This is a genomic window from Ilumatobacter sp. (assembly GCF_046290335.1).
In the GTDB taxonomy this organism is placed as follows: domain Bacteria; phylum Actinomycetota; class Acidimicrobiia; order Acidimicrobiales; family Ilumatobacteraceae; genus Ilumatobacter_A.
In genome coordinates this window covers 257,031-271,295 of the sequence record NZ_JBKAGH010000006.1, presented here as the reverse complement: position 1 = coordinate 271,295, position 14,265 = coordinate 257,031, and the positions used below count along the sequence as shown (strand labels likewise).

Annotated in this window: 16 protein-coding genes; 4 read left to right on the top strand and 12 right to left on the bottom strand. The window is 66.9% G+C overall.

Going from position 1 to position 14,265, the window contains the following annotated elements; translation table 11 throughout:
• Positions 1-27: 27 nt before the first annotated feature.
• The 4 genes from ACE37B_RS20615 to ACE37B_RS20600 are packed head-to-tail and all read right to left on the bottom strand — an operon-like array spanning position 28 to position 3,555.
• The gene (locus ACE37B_RS20615) at positions 28-795 is read right to left on the bottom strand and encodes a hypothetical protein (RefSeq protein ID WP_409925215.1); all 768 of its coding nucleotides are present in this window, start codon (positions 793-795) and stop codon (positions 28-30) included.
• A complete protein-coding gene (locus ACE37B_RS20610; RefSeq protein WP_409925214.1) occupies positions 792-1,736 on the bottom strand; it encodes an ABC transporter ATP-binding protein in 945 nt (314 codons plus the stop codon). The genes ACE37B_RS20615 and ACE37B_RS20610 overlap by 4 nt, the downstream gene beginning before the upstream one ends.
• Positions 1,703-2,587 (bottom strand): ABC transporter permease, encoded by an 885-nt coding sequence (locus ACE37B_RS20605; protein WP_409925213.1) that lies wholly within the window; start codon positions 2,585-2,587, stop codon positions 1,703-1,705. The genes ACE37B_RS20610 and ACE37B_RS20605 overlap by 34 nt, the downstream gene beginning before the upstream one ends.
• Positions 2,584-3,555 (bottom strand): ATP-binding cassette domain-containing protein, encoded by a 972-nt coding sequence (locus tag ACE37B_RS20600; protein WP_409925212.1) that lies wholly within the window; start codon positions 3,553-3,555, stop codon positions 2,584-2,586. Before ACE37B_RS20600 ends, ACE37B_RS20605 begins: the two co-directional genes overlap by 4 nt.
• A gap of 145 nt (positions 3,556-3,700) precedes the next feature.
• Here ACE37B_RS20600 and ACE37B_RS20595 point away from each other — a divergent pair, with 145 nt between their 5' ends.
• The 3 genes from ACE37B_RS20595 to ACE37B_RS20585 are packed head-to-tail and all read left to right on the top strand — an operon-like array spanning position 3,701 to position 5,118.
• Positions 3,701-4,534, top strand: a complete 834-nt coding sequence (locus tag ACE37B_RS20595; protein ID WP_409925211.1) for a phytanoyl-CoA dioxygenase family protein — start codon at positions 3,701-3,703, stop codon at positions 4,532-4,534.
• A complete protein-coding gene (locus ACE37B_RS20590) occupies positions 4,531-4,674 on the top strand; it encodes a hypothetical protein (RefSeq protein WP_409925210.1) in 144 nt (47 codons plus the stop codon). Before ACE37B_RS20595 ends, ACE37B_RS20590 begins: the two co-directional genes overlap by 4 nt.
• Before the next feature lie 27 nt (positions 4,675-4,701).
• Positions 4,702-5,118, top strand: a complete 417-nt coding sequence (locus tag ACE37B_RS20585; RefSeq protein WP_409925209.1) for an AhpC/TSA family protein — start codon at positions 4,702-4,704, stop codon at positions 5,116-5,118.
• Positions 5,119-5,145: 27 nt separating this feature from the next.
• Here ACE37B_RS20585 and ACE37B_RS20580 read toward each other — a convergent pair whose 3' ends face one another.
• The 5 genes from ACE37B_RS20580 to ACE37B_RS20560 form a co-directional block, all read right to left on the bottom strand.
• Positions 5,146-5,289: a hypothetical protein gene (locus tag ACE37B_RS20580; RefSeq protein WP_409925208.1), complete on the bottom strand. Its 144-nt coding sequence runs from the start codon at positions 5,287-5,289 to the stop codon at positions 5,146-5,148.
• Between the two features lie 29 nt (positions 5,290-5,318).
• Positions 5,319-6,446, bottom strand: a complete 1,128-nt coding sequence (locus ACE37B_RS20575) for a hypothetical protein (RefSeq protein WP_409925207.1) — start codon at positions 6,444-6,446, stop codon at positions 5,319-5,321.
• A gap of 83 nt (positions 6,447-6,529) precedes the next feature.
• Positions 6,530-7,372: an ABC transporter permease gene (locus tag ACE37B_RS20570; RefSeq protein WP_409925206.1), complete on the bottom strand. Its 843-nt coding sequence runs from the start codon at positions 7,370-7,372 to the stop codon at positions 6,530-6,532.
• Complete coding sequence (locus tag ACE37B_RS20565; RefSeq protein ID WP_409925205.1) at positions 7,369-8,361, bottom strand: ATP-binding cassette domain-containing protein; 993 nt, start codon at positions 8,359-8,361, stop codon at positions 7,369-7,371. The genes ACE37B_RS20570 and ACE37B_RS20565 overlap by 4 nt, the downstream gene beginning before the upstream one ends.
• Before the next feature lie 61 nt (positions 8,362-8,422).
• Entirely contained in the window at positions 8,423-9,943 is a 1,521-nt protein-coding gene (locus ACE37B_RS20560) for a DUF222 domain-containing protein (RefSeq protein WP_409925204.1), read from the bottom strand.
• A gap of 250 nt (positions 9,944-10,193) precedes the next feature.
• On the opposite strand from ACE37B_RS20560, the gene ACE37B_RS20555 reads away from it, so the two are divergent.
• On the top strand, positions 10,194-11,384 hold the full coding sequence (locus ACE37B_RS20555) for a hypothetical protein (protein WP_409925203.1): 1,191 nt from the start codon (positions 10,194-10,196) through the stop codon (positions 11,382-11,384).
• Positions 11,385-11,427: 43 nt separating this feature from the next.
• On the opposite strand, the gene ACE37B_RS20550 is transcribed toward ACE37B_RS20555, so the two are convergent.
• From ACE37B_RS20550 to ACE37B_RS20540, 3 genes are all read right to left on the bottom strand, one after another.
• Positions 11,428-12,270, bottom strand: a complete 843-nt coding sequence (locus ACE37B_RS20550; RefSeq protein ID WP_409921328.1) for an IS5 family transposase — start codon at positions 12,268-12,270, stop codon at positions 11,428-11,430.
• A 116-nt stretch (positions 12,271-12,386) separates the two neighbouring features.
• Positions 12,387-13,544 (bottom strand): beta-ketoacyl-ACP synthase III, encoded by a 1,158-nt coding sequence (locus ACE37B_RS20545; protein WP_409925202.1) that lies wholly within the window; start codon positions 13,542-13,544, stop codon positions 12,387-12,389.
• A gap of 75 nt (positions 13,545-13,619) precedes the next feature.
• The gene (locus tag ACE37B_RS20540; RefSeq protein ID WP_409925201.1) at positions 13,620-14,261 is read right to left on the bottom strand and encodes a GTP-binding protein; all 642 of its coding nucleotides are present in this window, start codon (positions 14,259-14,261) and stop codon (positions 13,620-13,622) included.
• Positions 14,262-14,265: the final 4 nt, after the last annotated feature.

The following is a 14,265-nucleotide window of genomic DNA, read 5'->3' as shown; positions in this document are numbered from 1 at the left end:
TTTGTGTCAGACACAAACCGTTACGCCTCAGTCGATGTCGTGGCGGGCCAGTCGCCAGGACGCGACGGCGAGCACCGCGACCGCGACGAGCAGCGGCACGATCACGCCGGTCGCGGTCGAGAAGTCGGCGAGGCCTAGATCGGCACCGGTCTGGTCGGCGATGATCGAGCGGGTGTACTTGCGGATCGCGAACTGTGCGACGCCCGCGCCACCCAGCGCAACGAAGCCCTCCCAGATGAGGATGTAGGCGAGCCCCCAAACGATGAACCGCCGCAGGACGACGCCGAGCATCGTGAAGATCGCCGTATAGGCGACCAGCGCGACGACTCCAGCGAGCAGCGTCGCGCCGACGATCCCGTTGCCGACGCCCGTCAGCACAGCGGCGACCACCACCGCCGGCAGCGTGACCGGCACCGCGATCGTGAGCGCAGCCAGCGCGGCGCCGACCACCATCGGCCAGCGGTCCATCGGCCGGAGCCACAAGTAGACGAGCGTCTTGTCGTCACGCAGATCGCCGAGTGCTCCGCCACCGAACACCAGCGCGACCACCGGGATCACGACCGCGAATCCGAGGTTCGCGATCACGCCGGCTGCTGCGTCGATGTCGGCGTCGTTCGAGGTGCCCACGGCGAACCCTGCGACGGTCGTGGTGAGTGACAGCGCGACGAGCGCGACGATCCGCCCCACGCTGAGCAGCTGACGGAGCACCACTCGATACGTGAGGCGCAGCGCACGGCTCGGGGAGACGGACGACGAACGGTGCACGACCGGCGGGGACGGATCGACGGAACTCATCGGCCCTCCACCAGGTACCTGAACACGGACTCGAGGTCGTCGTCGAGCGGCGTGATCTCGGTCAAGCGGACTTCCAGCTCGACCGCGATCGTCGCGATCTGTCGGCCGAGCGCATCGATGTCGAGTGTGTCGACGACGACGTGGTCAGCTCGCAACGACAGCGCCGTCACCAGCCCACGTTCCACGAGCGTCGTCGCCAACCGTTGCGGTTCGGTCGCCCCGATGCGGATCCGATGCGGACGGTCGTCCATCAGCTCGCGCAGGTCCCGATAGTCCCCGCTCGCCACCAGTCGGCCCTGCGCGACGACGAGCACGTTCGACCCGAGGCGCGCCACTTCGTCGAGGACGTGACTCGACACCAGCACGCAACGGCCGTCGTCACCGAGTCGATGAAACAGCGCGATCATCCGACGACGCTGCACGGGGTCGAGGCCCGTCAGAGGTTCGTCGAGGATCAAGACCTGCGGATCATGGACGAGCGCTGCGGCCACCTTGACACGCTGACGCATCCCTTTCGAGAACTGCCCGACCACTTTCGAGCCGACGTCGGCGAGATCGACCTGCTCGAGCGCCCAATCCGCCGCACTCGACGCATCCGACCGGGCGATGCCGTGAGTCTCGGCCGCGATCGACACGAACTCGCTCGCCGACAGATGGTCGAACAGTGCGTCCTGCTGCGGCACGAGGCCCAGCCGGCCGCGCACCTCCTTGTCAGTGCGAGGATCGGCGTCGAGCACCCGGAGCTGACCGCGCGACGGAGGCGTGAGACCGCACAGCATCCGGAACAGCGTCGACTTGCCCGCCCCGTTCGGGCCGAGCAGCGCCGTGACGCCGCCGCCGATGGAGAAGCTGACGTCGCTGACGGCGACGACCGACCCGAAGAACTTCGACACGTTGTCCACCACGATCATCGGGCGATCACCAACCGTGAGTACTTCCATGCGACGACGGCGAGGCCGCCCAGCGCCCAGGCGACGTTGACCGCGACGACGTTGATCGTCGACACCTCGGGGAAGTTGCCCGGTTCGCCGAAGATCCGGAACACGAGCTCGAACGGCATCGTGAACACGTCGATCAGTCGCCAGTTCGGCGACAACTCGGCGCCGTCGACGAGCGCCGAGGCAACGGCGGGTGACGCGAGCGCCAGCAGCACGACACCGATCGACGCGAACGCCCGACGGTCGGTGATCGACGACGCTGCCATCGACACGGCGGTGAGTGCGGCCGACACCGCGACACCGGAGACGATGATCCGGCCGAGGACGAGCATCCAGTTGCCGAACCCGTCGGGACCGACGTTGTCGAGGGTGTAGCCGACGAGCACCAGGATCGGCGGGCCGAGCGTGACGAGGGCGAGCGTCAACGAGACCGCCAACGCCTTCGCCGCGAGGTACGTCCCGCGATGCAACGGCGTCGACAGGTACATCGCGAGCATGCCGTTGCGGCGATCACCGACCAACACCTCCGGCGCGACGAGTCCCGCGAAGAGCAGGATCGCGGCGGTGATGAAGCCGTAGTAGCTGGCGTAGTCGGCGACTTCGTTGGGATCGAGGATGTCACCGACGAGCACCGAGATCCCCACGAAGACGACGGCCGGGAGGTACGCGATGACCACGGCAATGACGGGGAAGATCTTGTGTCGTGCCGGTCGGCCGAGGCCGAGCGTCGAGCGCATGCTCTGCCACGTCACGCTCCAGATCGACCGCCACAGGCTGGCGCGCGGCCCGTCGTAGCGTTGGAAGCCGCGCTCGACGATGTTGGCGCCGGTCCGGGCAGAATCGGGGGAGGTCATGATGCTGCCTCGCTCGTCGGCGGTCTCGCTCGCGTGGTCGCGCCGACGACGTCGTCGGTGAAGACATCGTCGAGCGTTCGACGCCGCAGCCCGAGTCGCCGGACACGCGCATCAGATGCAGCGATGGCGGCCGTCGCCGCATCGAGCACATCGGCGTCGCTGCCACCGCCCACCGTGACGACCAGGTCGCTGCGCCGCACTTCGAACCCAGCCGCCGCCAGGTGATCGACGACCGCCAGGGCTGCGTCGGGGCGATCGGGCAGGTCGACGAGTTCGATCTCGACGCCCCCGGATGCCCCGGCCAACTCCGCCATGGTGCCTTGCGCGACGAGTCGGCCAGCGTCGAGCGCGACCACGTGGTCACAGATCCGTTCGACCTCTTCGAGGACGTGCGACGACAGCATCACGTCGATCCCGAACTTGCGGTTGACCTCGACGATGATGTTCAGCATCTCGTCGCGCTGCATCGGATCGAGACCATCGGTGGGTTCGTCGAGCACGATGAACGACGGGTCGGCTGCGATCGCCTGCGCGAGCTTCACCCGCTGGCGTTGTCCGGTCGACATGGTGCCGAGCGCACGGAATCGTTCCTCACCGAGACCGACGAGGTACAGCGAGTCACTGGCCCGCGACCGCGCTTCATCGCGCGGCAACCCCTTCACCTCGGAGAAGTGGCGCACGAAGTCGTAGGCCCGCATGTCGTCGGGGAGCACGTTGCGTTCCGGGCCGTACCCGATGCGGGCTCGGATAGCGGGTCCGTCGCGGGTCGGATCGAGACCGAGCACGCTGATCGAGCCGTTGGTCGGCTTCAGGAGCCCGAGCACGAGCGAGATCAGCGTCGTCTTGCCCGCACCGTTGGCTCCCACGAGCCCGGTCACTCCCGACGGCACGACGACGTCGAGACCGTCGAGCGCGCGAGTGGAGGCGAAGTCCATGACCAGGCCCCGGGTCTCGATGATCGCGCTCACGTCCGGCAGTGTCGCAGGAGCAACGGCCCGTTCGCGTCCACCCCGAGGATCACGACCGTCCCCCGCGAGGCTGATCCCCGCCAGGCGTAACGGTTTGTGTCTGACACAAACCGTTACGCCTGGTGGGCTGGGGTACGGTCTCGACATGAGCGTCGTTCATCTGCCGGCGTCGGCTCCCGCCGCCGAGATCCACGAGGTGTTGGCCCGCGACGGCGTGCTCGTCATCGACTCGCTCGCCTCGCACGAACTCATCGACCGCATCCTCGACGAGCTGGCACCTCACATCGAGGCGACCCCGTTCGGCGCCGACGGCTTCACCGGCCGGAACACGAAGCGCACCGGCGGCCTCATCGCGCGGTCGCCGGCAAGTCGTGAACTCGTCACCCACCCGCTGATCCTCGATGTCACGCAACGGCTGCTGCACCGGGCGAAAAGCTTCCAGCTCCACCTCACGCAGCTGATCTCGATCGGACCCGATTCGCCCGCGCAAGCGGTGCATCGTGATCAGTGGGCGTTCGACTTCTTCGAGTTCCCGGCCGACTACGACGTGCAGTGCAACACGATCTGGGCGATGACCGACTTCACCGAGACGAACGGTGCCACCCGCGTGATCCCTGGCAGCACCGACTGGCCCGACGATCTCGGGCACACGTTCGACGAGACCGTGCCCGCCGAGATGTCGAAGGGGTCCTGCCTGCTCTACACCGGCAAGGTGTACCACGGGGGCGGCGCCAATCGCTCTGACGAGATCCGGCGCGGCCTCAACATCACCTACAACGTGGGCTGGCTCCGCCAGGAGGAGAACCAGTACCTGTCGTGCCCCGCCGAGGTCGCGCAGACCCTCGACGACGACCTGCTCCGCCTGATGGGATACCGCATCGGCGCCTACGCCCTCGGCTACGTCGACGACACCCGTGACCCACTCGACGTCCTGCGCAGCCGCGCCACCGACCGCGACGCGTCGTTCGCGCCGCGGTGAGTGCCACCGAACGGCCCCGGGTCGCGGAAGGCGATCTGCTCGTCGACGTCACGCTCGTCGATCACGACGGCGAGGACTGGCGGCCGAGCGATCACCGCGGTCGGCCACTCGTGCTGATCCTGCATCGACATCTCGCTTGACTGCCGTGCCAGGAGCACGTGCTCGCCGTGAGCGAGCACCTCACCCAGCACCTCACCCAGCATCCGGCGCGCGAGACGGTCGACGTCGTGGTGGTCAGCTTCGCCGACGACGCGTCGCGCCTCGCTGCCTACCGTGATCATCTCGGCGTCGACGTCCGACTCGTCGCCGACCCCGACCGCGAGCTCTACGGCTTGTTCGGCGCCGGCCGAGGATCGCTCCGACGGGTCTGGTCGCTCGGCACGCTGCGCCTCTACGCCGCCCTGCTGCGCCGCGGCCGTCGCCTACAGCGCACCACCGAAGACACACGCCAACTCGGTGCCGACGCCGTGATCGACGCGTCCGGTCGCGTGCACCGACTCTGGCTCCCCGACGGCCCCGACGACCGGCCGCCCGTCGCCGACGTCATCGCCGCCGTCGACGAAGCGCTGAAATCTCCGCCGTAGCGGGCGTGACGACCGGTCTTCGAACCGTCACTTCTTGGCGGCGCGCCATTCGTTGAGCAGCCCGATCAGCGCAAACGGGATGATCAAGACGACCAGGAGCACACCAAGGCGACCAAACACCAAGACCGAAACAGCCGACGCAGCAATCGCTCCCGACAGCAGCCAGACCACCGACCAGACCACCTACCGGCCACGTGGCTTCACGAACGGATGCACTGCCCCTCGTCGACACCTATATCGGGGGGAGGCAGGTCACCGCACTCCACGATCTCGGTCACGGCGAGCTCGTCGTCGAGCTCGATCACGACGTACTCGTTTCGTTCCAGTTGCTCGGACGAGATCGAGGCGAGCACCGCCCCCAGGGTGTTCGTCGCGACGTCGAAGACGACGATCTCGACCGGCGAGCCTGGTGTGTACGACGACCACACCGGACCGGATCCGAGCAACGAGCATTCGCCCAAGACACCGCCGCTGACGAGACAGACACCCTCGTCGCGAACCTCACCGGTTCTCAGCTCGACCACCACGCTGCCGGTCCGCGCTGCCGTGTCGATTCCCGAGGCGCCCGCTTCACCGTCGGTGAGACCGGGCACGTACTGCGGCAGCGAGGAGTTGGTGCTCGTCGCTGGTGCGACACCCTCGAGCCGGGTCTCGAAGTAGCCGACGAGGTCGCCTTCGGTGCGGCCGACCAGTGCGATGATGACCTCCGACGCGGTCTCGCCGAACAGCGCCTCGAACATCGCGGTGCGTTCGTCTTCGCACCCGCCGGCGAAGATGGCTCGGCCCCGCTCGATCACCACGGTCAAGGGGCTCTCGGAGCCCTGCATCGCGAGGAACACCTCGGCCTCGACTCGTTCAGCCGCTGCGACGTCGTCTGCGCTGAAGATCTCGATCGAGTTCGTGTGCGCCTCGACCGTGGTCGTCGCTGTGTCGTCGAACGACCAGGACCCGTCGTTTTCGAAGATGACACGGCGGGCCTCGATCTGGTGCTCGACGACGTCACCGAACGGGTCGCCGGGGCGCACGGGCGGTGTCGTTCCTGCGATCAGAGCTTCCTGGGGCGCCACCGCCAGCCACTCGTCGACCTCGGCGAACACGTCCCGCAACGGGAGCCACTCGACGACGGCCGTTGCCGGACACACACTGTCCGCTCGGACCCGATCGAGGAGCGACTCCCACTGCGACGCCGCATCTCCGAGCGAATCGGACACCACCACTCGGTCGGAACCGGATTCGACCGCGCCATCGGCGTCCACCGAATCGGATCCTCCGCCACCGCACGCCGACGCGACCAACAAGGCGATCAGCGTGAGCGCCCGTCGCATCATCGCATGCTCCTCTCTGACCGAACCGTCGACACGGTGCCGTCAGCGTCGATCGAAACGTACCGCGGCCGTACCGCGGCACTGCGTCAGGCGCTGGTGGAGGAGGAGAACTTGCGGATCGAGATCGCGGCGAACGCGACGGTGATGCCGACCGACCAGGCCAGCGACACCCACAGGTCGGAGCCGACGGGGAGCCCGTTGTAGAGGGCACGACACGCGTTGGTGACCACGGTGAACGGGTTGTTGCGAGCGATCGGCTCGAGCCAACTCGGCAACTGCTCGGTCGACACGAACGCCGACGACACGAACGTCAACGGGAACATCCAGATGAACCCGGCAGAGTTCGCCGCCTCCACCGACTTCACACCGAGTCCGATCAGCGCCTGCACCCACGACAACGAGTAGCTGAAGAACAACAGCAGCGCCGTCGCGGCGAGCGCTTCGAGCAGCGACCCTTCGAAGCGGAAGCCGATCAGGAACGCAACGATCAGCATCACGGCGAACGTGATGATGTTCCGGACGAGATCCGACACCGTTCGCCCGATCAACACCGCGGCGCGTGACATCGGCAGCGAGCGAAGCCGGTCGATGTAGCCCTTCTGCATGTCTTCGGCGATGCCGATCGACGTGAACGCCGAGCCGAACACCACCGACTGTGCGAACACGCCGGGGATGAGGAACTGGTCGTAGTTGGCGAAGCCGGGAACCTCGATCGCGCCGCCGAACACGTACACGAACAGCAGCACGAACATGATCGGCTGGATCGTCGCGAACATCAGCAGCTCGAGGTTGCGCGGCACGATGCGCAGATGGCGCGTCGCTTCGACCCACGAGTCGCGCAACGCCCACATCACGCCGGTACCCGGCTCGGGCCGATCGATGTGATCGCCAGACCGAGCGGAATGAGTGTCCTGGTCCACGGCGGTCATGACGCCACCTCCTCGAACTCGTCGTCGGACGTGTCGGCTTCGGCTCGCTTGCCGGTCAGGGTGAGGAACACGTCGTCGAGCGTCGGTCGGCGCACCTCGACGTCGAGCACGTCGACGCCAGCATCGTCGAGCGCTCGGATCGCGCTCGGCACGACGCGGTCACCGGCTCGGATCGACGCCAGCAGGTGTCTCCCGTCGCTGTCGGGATCGACGCCGACGTCGCCCGAACACAGCGTCTTCAACGCGTCGATCGCCCGATCGACGTTGTCGCGATTCGCGATCGTGACCGACAACCGGTCGCCGCCGATCTGATCCTTGAGCTGATCGGCGGTGCCGTTGGCGATCACCTTGCCGGTGTCGATCACGATGATCCGCTCCGCCAGGCGATCGGCTTCGTCGAGGTACTGCGTGGTCAACAGCACCGTGGTGCCGTCGTTGCCCAACTCCTCGATGAGCTCCCACATGGCGAGTCGACTGCGCGGGTCGAGACCGGTCGTCGGCTCGTCGAGGAACAGCACGGCCGGGCGCGCGATCAAGCTCATCGCGATGTCGAGTCGACGCCGCATGCCACCGGAAAAGCCCTTCACGATGCGGTCGGCGGCGTACGTGAGGTCGAATCGAGCGAGGAGTTCGACCGAACGCTGGCGGACCTCGGAGCGTGGAAGATGGTAGAGCCGACCGATCAGGTCGAGGTTCTCCTTGGCGGTCAATCGCTCCTCGACCGCCGCGTACTGGCCGGTGAGACCGATCCGGGAGCGAACGAGGCCCGGCTCGGCGACCACGTCGATGCCGTCGACGAACGCCGTGCCGCCGTCGGGGCGCAGCAGCGTCGTCAACATCTTGACCGTCGTGGTCTTGCCCGCACCGTTCGGGCCGAGCAATCCGTAGATCACCCCGCGCGGCACCTCGAGATCGACGCCGTCGACCGCCCGGTTCTCGCCGAACACCTTCACCAAGCCGGATGCTTCGACGGCCAACTCACGATTCACCACCCCAGCCTGCCAGGTGTGGCTGGTGAACCGCACCACGGGTTTCGGTCTGGTCGACGCGTCATCCGCAGTCAAGGAGCGATCGCAGGCGTTGGCGCGCCAGGTGACGAAGCCGCTCGATCTCGTCCGGGTCGGCAGGATCGTGCCAGTCGTCGTCGCACCGGTCGCGATCACACCAGGCGTCGTGAACCGGCGCGTCGTCGTTCGGGTCAGCGAGGCGTTGCGTGTCGCCGAGGAGCATCGGCCGCGTGACCCCGACGGGCAGCATGATCGTGCCGTCGGCGCGCACCGTGTAACTCCGGCCTCGTCGGGATCGTCGACGTCGCCATCGGTGGCGGTGCTTGGCGGTGTTGTGTCCGCCGCAGAGCACCCCGGCGTTGGCCTGGTCGGTCGGCCCACCGTCGACCCACTCGAGGTTGTGGTCGACCTCACAGAACCCGGCCGGAAGATCACAGCCGGGATGCTCGCAGCGACGGAGCAACAACAACGCCGCCTCCCGAGCCGCGCCGGTGTACAGACGTTGCGTTCGGCCGAGGTCGACCACGCGGCCCGACTCGTCGAGCACGACCCGACGGATGTGACCCGCCAGCGTCGCCCGCAGGACGTCATGCGGGTGCAGTGGCACACCGCCGTCGGTTTCGCAACGAACCGACTCGAGCCGCTCGACGTCACCTGCCAGATCGCACAGCAACTCGTCGGGCGCAGCGAGACCGGTGAACGGGTCGATCGCCTGGCCGTCGAGCGTGGTCGGTGCCAGGCCGGTGCCTGCCTGCATCCGGGCGAACGCGCGCTGGTCGATCAAGATGTTGACGACCGTCGATGCCGGCGCGCCAGCCGACGTACCCGTCGAGGCGGCGTCGGCAGCGAGTCGGAAGATCGCGACGGTCGCGTCGAAGGCACGCTGCGCGGGCGTACGCGCCAGCTCGTGCTCGCCGGCCTCGTCGCCGTGGAGTGCCCGACGGGCAGCGACGTCAGCCTGGTACTCGCGGTCGCAGAATCGACGGTGGATGGCGATCATCTCGGCGGCGGTGAGCCCGTCACCGCCGAACACGCTCATGTCGAGCGCGCCGCCGTTGTCGTCGACCCGAGCGCGGCGATGCTGCATCGCATCGTCGCGGGCGTCGTGGGAGCCATCGTCGTCGGCGAGGCGTACGAAGTGACCGATCGCCGTCGTGAAGTCGTCGAACGACAGTGCCTCGGCGTACTCGACGAGCTTCGACGAGAGGGCGGTGAGCGCATCTCGGATCCGGCGATTGCCGTACGCGCGACCCAGCGCCGCGACCTGCGGCGACCCGATCCGGCCACCGATCCACGCGTCACCGACACCGGGCAACGCGTCGAAGACCGCCGCGGCGGACCGCCACCGACCGACCTCGTGGTTCGACCAGTTGCAGGTGGCCTTCAAGTAGTTCCGCATGGAACGGTGGGCGTCGATCTGGTTGAGCTGGCGCGCATCGGCCACGGCGATCGCTGCTGCGAGTTCGGCCTCGATCCGCCGCCGCTGCAACTCCAGTGCACCGATCCGCTCGTGCAGGTCGGCGTCACTCGAGCCCACCAGTTCCTCGACGCATTCCGAGAACATGTCCGGCAGCGTAGTCGAACATGTGTTCGCTTGCAACTCACCAGACGGGGAAGATCCAGGTTGCTGCTCCACGACATCGGGGAGCGGAACGGCTCGGTCACCGAGAAAGTGCAAGGCTTCTCGACGATCGCCCTCTGGAAGGCAACGGCGCTCATGTCCGACCGCCACCGACCAGGAGAACCTCATGATCCCCACTGCGCATTCCGCTTCCCGAACGACACGACGTCATCGCCCTCGCATCATCGCCCTCGTGGCTGCGGCCACCGTCGCCATCACCGCATGCGGTGGTGCCGACGGCGACGGGTCGACCACCAGCGACTTCGGTGCCGTGCTCGACGACACCAGCGACGACGCGGACCTCGATCTCGACACCTCGGGGCTCGACGACGGCCAACTCGACATCCTCGATGACGTCGCCGACGGTCTCGGTGATGAATTCGCCGATGACGACGGCGACGTCGCGGCTGCATGGAACGGCATCCGCCTCGTCAACGGTTGGGGCAACGGCCGACTCGACGTCGTCGACAGCGAGTCGTTCGGCGGAATCACCGAAATCTTCTCGACGCCGATTCCCGACGGCCGGAACAATACCGATGACGGGTTTCGCCTCCTCGACAGCAGCGTCGTCGCCGGAGGAGATCTCTGGATCAGTGCGAAGACCGGGGTGCACCGGGTGTCGCTCGTCGACGGTTCGATCACCGCCACCGTCACCATCGACGAGGTGCTGCCTGGGGGCGAGTTCGGCGACATCGCCGGAGACGACGCCGGCGTGTACGTCATCGCGTTCGTCACCGGTGGAAGTGATGTCATCGCGCAGATCGACCCGACCAACGGATCACTGCGCGGCACGATCGATCTGAGCAACGAGTTCACCTCCCTGTACGCGCTCGCCAGCAACGGGACCCACGTTGCTGCGGCGTACAAGGACGCCCCCGGGATCCCCGTGAAGTTGATCGACCGAGCAACCGGCAGCGTGAACGACATCGGCGACTACCTCGACTTCGTCGACGTCCACATCGTGCGTGACCAACTGTGGGTCGTGAGCGAAACCGGAGGCGTGTCCGATCCCAACACCTACGAGGTGTTCGACCTGGAAGGCACGCCGATCTCGAGTGGCACGCTGCCCCGTCCCGGGAAGGTTCGCACGTTCGGTGACCGTCTCGTCCTCCTCGAGACGAGCAACGCAGCCGACCCGTCTGCACCCGTCGCACCGATCGAGATCGAGCCGCAGGGAACCCCGATCGAGACGTTTCTCCCTGCCGGGATGGTGACGCTCACCGGCTACGCCGAGATCGACGGCTTCGCCATCTCACACGGCAGTTGCTGCGTGGTCGATCGGGATGGCTTCGGGGTCAACGGTGCCGTGATCGACATGTCGACGGGCGAGGTCGTGCAGACCCTCGACGGGGCCGCAGCGAGCATCATCCTCCCGCCGGTGTGATCTCGACGCGGCCTCCGACCCGTAACGGTTTGTGTCTGGAGCGTCAGCGGATAGGGCGGTAGTTGGTGTTGCGGTGGTCGATGAGTCGTGCGGTGATGAGGAACACGGTTGCGAGGCAGAGGGCGGCGTGGCGGTGTGTTGCTCGGCGGTCGGTGTTGCGTTGGATTTGGCCGTAGTTGGTGAACCAGGAGTGGGTGCGTTCAGCGACCCAGCGGCGCCCGAATCCGACGAGTTGGATGCGGCCCTGACCTGGCTGGTTTCGTGGGATCACGTTCACGTCGCCGATCGTGTAGTCGGCGAGTCTGTCGGGGAGTGATTTGTAGCCGAATCCTCGGTCGAGGTGCAGGGTGCCGATCCGTGCGGTGACGGGATGTGCGGTGATCGCGTTGAGGGTGGGTTGCAACAGTCGGTAGTCCTGGCGGTTTGCGCCGTCGATGACCCAGCCGATCGGGATGCCGTCGGCGTCGACGCCGGCGCACCACTTCCAGCCCAGACGACCGTGGGTTTTCGGGCCTGCAGCGGTTCCTTCACCCCCGCACGGGGCAAAGTGTTCGCTGCCGTCGATGGTGACATGGGTCGGGTCCAGACCGATGATTCGGTCGTACGCGGCCAGTGCTTGCTCGAGCAGTTGATCGAACACCCCGGCGTCGATCCACTCGTCGCGACGGGACCGCAGGGTGGTGTCGGACACGGTGTAGCCCATCAAGAACTCGACGGTCTCCCACGATGCGCCCGTCACGAGACGAATCAACAGACCCCGCAAACAGACCAGGTCGTCGATACGGGGCCGATGACAACCCAACGGATGTTCGGGCCGGTCCGGGAGCAAGCCTCGGATCGTTTCGAACACCGCATCGTGGACTTCAGAATCGAGCGCGCGCATCATATGGGTGACCTCCCCGGTCGGTTAGTTGGGTCGCACTCGGTATGAAAACCGAGCCAACCCACCGACCGGTGGATGGTCACCTATCCGCGCGACCTCCTGACACAAACCGTTACGGGTCAGGCGCGCTGGACGACGACGCTGCCGACGCTGTAGCCGGCGCCGAACGAGCAGATCACGCCGAGGTCGCCGCGACCCAGATCGTCGCGGTGCAGGTGGAACGCGATGACCGAACCCGCCGACGACGTGTTGGCGTAGCGGTCGAGGATGACCGGCGCCTCGTCTTCGTCCGGCACACGCCCGAGCACGCCCTTCGCGATCAGCTGGTTCATCTTCAAGTTCGCCTGATGCAACCAGAAGCGACGCACCGACGTGGCGTCGATGTCGACCTCGCCGAGGTGACCGCCGATGTGCTTCACGACGAGCGGGCACACCTCCTTGAACACCTTCTGGCCGTTCTGGCGGAACACGACCTCGTGGGGGTCGCGCTCGTCGACCTCGGACGAGTTGAGGAAGCCGAAGTCGTTACGGATGTTGTTGGAGAACTGCGTGGCGAGCTTCGTGCCGAGCACATCCCACCGCGGCGCCCGTGCGGGATCGCTCCCGTCGACAGCAAGCGCGTCGCTCGTGCGTTCGAGCACCACCGCGGTGCAGGCGTCACCGAAGATGAAGTGATGGTCGCGCAACTCGAAGTTGTTGTGGCCCGACGTGATCTCGGGGTTCACCACGACCACGCACGACGCCGTGCCGTTGCGCAACGCATCGACCGCGCTCTGGATCGAGAACGTGGCCGACGAACAGGCGACGTTCATGTCGAACGCCCAGCCGCCCGCGCCCAGTTCGTTCTGGATCTCGATCGCCACCGCCGGATACGCCCGCTGCAGGTTCGAGCAACCGACGATCACGGCATCGACCTCGTCACGGCGGCGACCCGCCTGCGCGAGCGCCTCGAGCACTGCGGGCATCGCCATCTCGGCCTGCACGCCGAGCTCGTCCTCCGAGCGGGTCGGCAGACGCGGGCGCATCCGTGCGGGATCGAGCACCCCCGACTTCTCCATCACGAATCGTGAGCGGATGCCCGACGCCTTCTCGATGAACTCCGCATCGGGGATCTCCCGTGCGGTGACCGTGCCTGCTTCGATCTCGTCGGCACGCGCCTCGTTCCACGCCAGCACCGATTCGGTCAGCGACGCAGCCAGCTCAGCGTTGCTGATCGACTCCCCCGGGGTGAACAGTCCGGTCCCGGTGATCGACACGCCGACGGCAGCAACACTCATTCGATCGACGCTACGTGACTACCCGTGGGTAACCAGCCCTCGGCCGGACGACGACGCGCCGCCCCACCGTCCTCGTCACTCGAGCAGGTGCATCCGCACGAGCGTTCGCAAGCGGTCGATCCCGTCACCTTTGGTCGAACTCACCCACACCACGTCGCCGGGGTCGAGTTGGCAGCCGGCCGCGAGTTCCTTCGTGCGCGCTGGACGCTTGCTCGGCTTCACCTTGTCGTGCTTGGTGGCGACGACGGTGTGCGGGAGGGTGTTGAAGCGCAGCCAATCGAGCATCTGCACGTCGAGCTTGGTCGGGCCGATCGCGCCGTCGACCAGCACGAAGATCATCACCAGCTCCTCGCGTTCGAGCAGGTAGCCCTCGATCATCGCCGGCCAGTCACCGCGGATGCTCTTCGACGCTTTCGCATAGCCGTAGCCGGGGAGGTCGACGACCGTGCCGAGCAACTCGACGTCGCTGTCCGCCGACGCGTTCGCCGGCCGCTGGCGCGATCCCGACCCCTCGTCGAGTCGGAACATGTTGATCAGCTGCGTCCGGCCGGGCGTGTTCGACACCCGCGCCAACTGTTTGCGGTTCGCCGCCGCGTTGATCAGCGACGACTTGCCGACGTTCGATCGACCCACGAACGCGACCTCCACCGGTGACGGCGGCAACGTGCGCGCGCGACTCGCCGACTCGACGAACGTCAACTTCAACGGGCTGGCCATGCGA

What these genes read in the sequence shown, in the direction of transcription:
- ACE37B_RS20550 (WP_409921328.1), bottom strand. Translation starts at nt 12,270, where the DNA reads ATGATGCGCGCGCTCGATTCTGAAGTCCACGATGCGGTGTTCGAAACG.
- ACE37B_RS20545 (WP_409925202.1), bottom strand. Translation starts at nt 13,544, where the DNA reads ATGAGTGTTGCTGCCGTCGGCGTGTCGATCACCGGGACCGGACTGTTC.
- ACE37B_RS20615 (WP_409925215.1), bottom strand. Translation starts at nt 795, where the DNA reads ATGAGTTCCGTCGATCCGTCCCCGCCGGTCGTGCACCGTTCGTCGTCC.
- ACE37B_RS20540 (WP_409925201.1), bottom strand. Translation starts at nt 14,261, where the DNA reads ATGGCCAGCCCGTTGAAGTTGACGTTCGTCGAGTCGGCGAGTCGCGCG.
- ACE37B_RS20575 (WP_409925207.1), bottom strand. Translation starts at nt 6,446, where the DNA reads ATGATGCGACGGGCGCTCACGCTGATCGCCTTGTTGGTCGCGTCGGCG.
- ACE37B_RS20570 (WP_409925206.1), bottom strand. Translation starts at nt 7,372, where the DNA reads ATGACCGCCGTGGACCAGGACACTCATTCCGCTCGGTCTGGCGATCAC.
- ACE37B_RS20605 (WP_409925213.1), bottom strand. Translation starts at nt 2,587, where the DNA reads ATGACCTCCCCCGATTCTGCCCGGACCGGCGCCAACATCGTCGAGCGC.
- ACE37B_RS20610 (WP_409925214.1), bottom strand. Translation starts at nt 1,736, where the DNA reads ATGGAAGTACTCACGGTTGGTGATCGCCCGATGATCGTGGTGGACAAC.
- ACE37B_RS20595 (WP_409925211.1), top strand. Translation starts at nt 3,701, where the DNA reads ATGAGCGTCGTTCATCTGCCGGCGTCGGCTCCCGCCGCCGAGATCCAC.
- ACE37B_RS20560 (WP_409925204.1), bottom strand. Translation starts at nt 9,943, where the DNA reads ATGTTCTCGGAATGCGTCGAGGAACTGGTGGGCTCGAGTGACGCCGAC.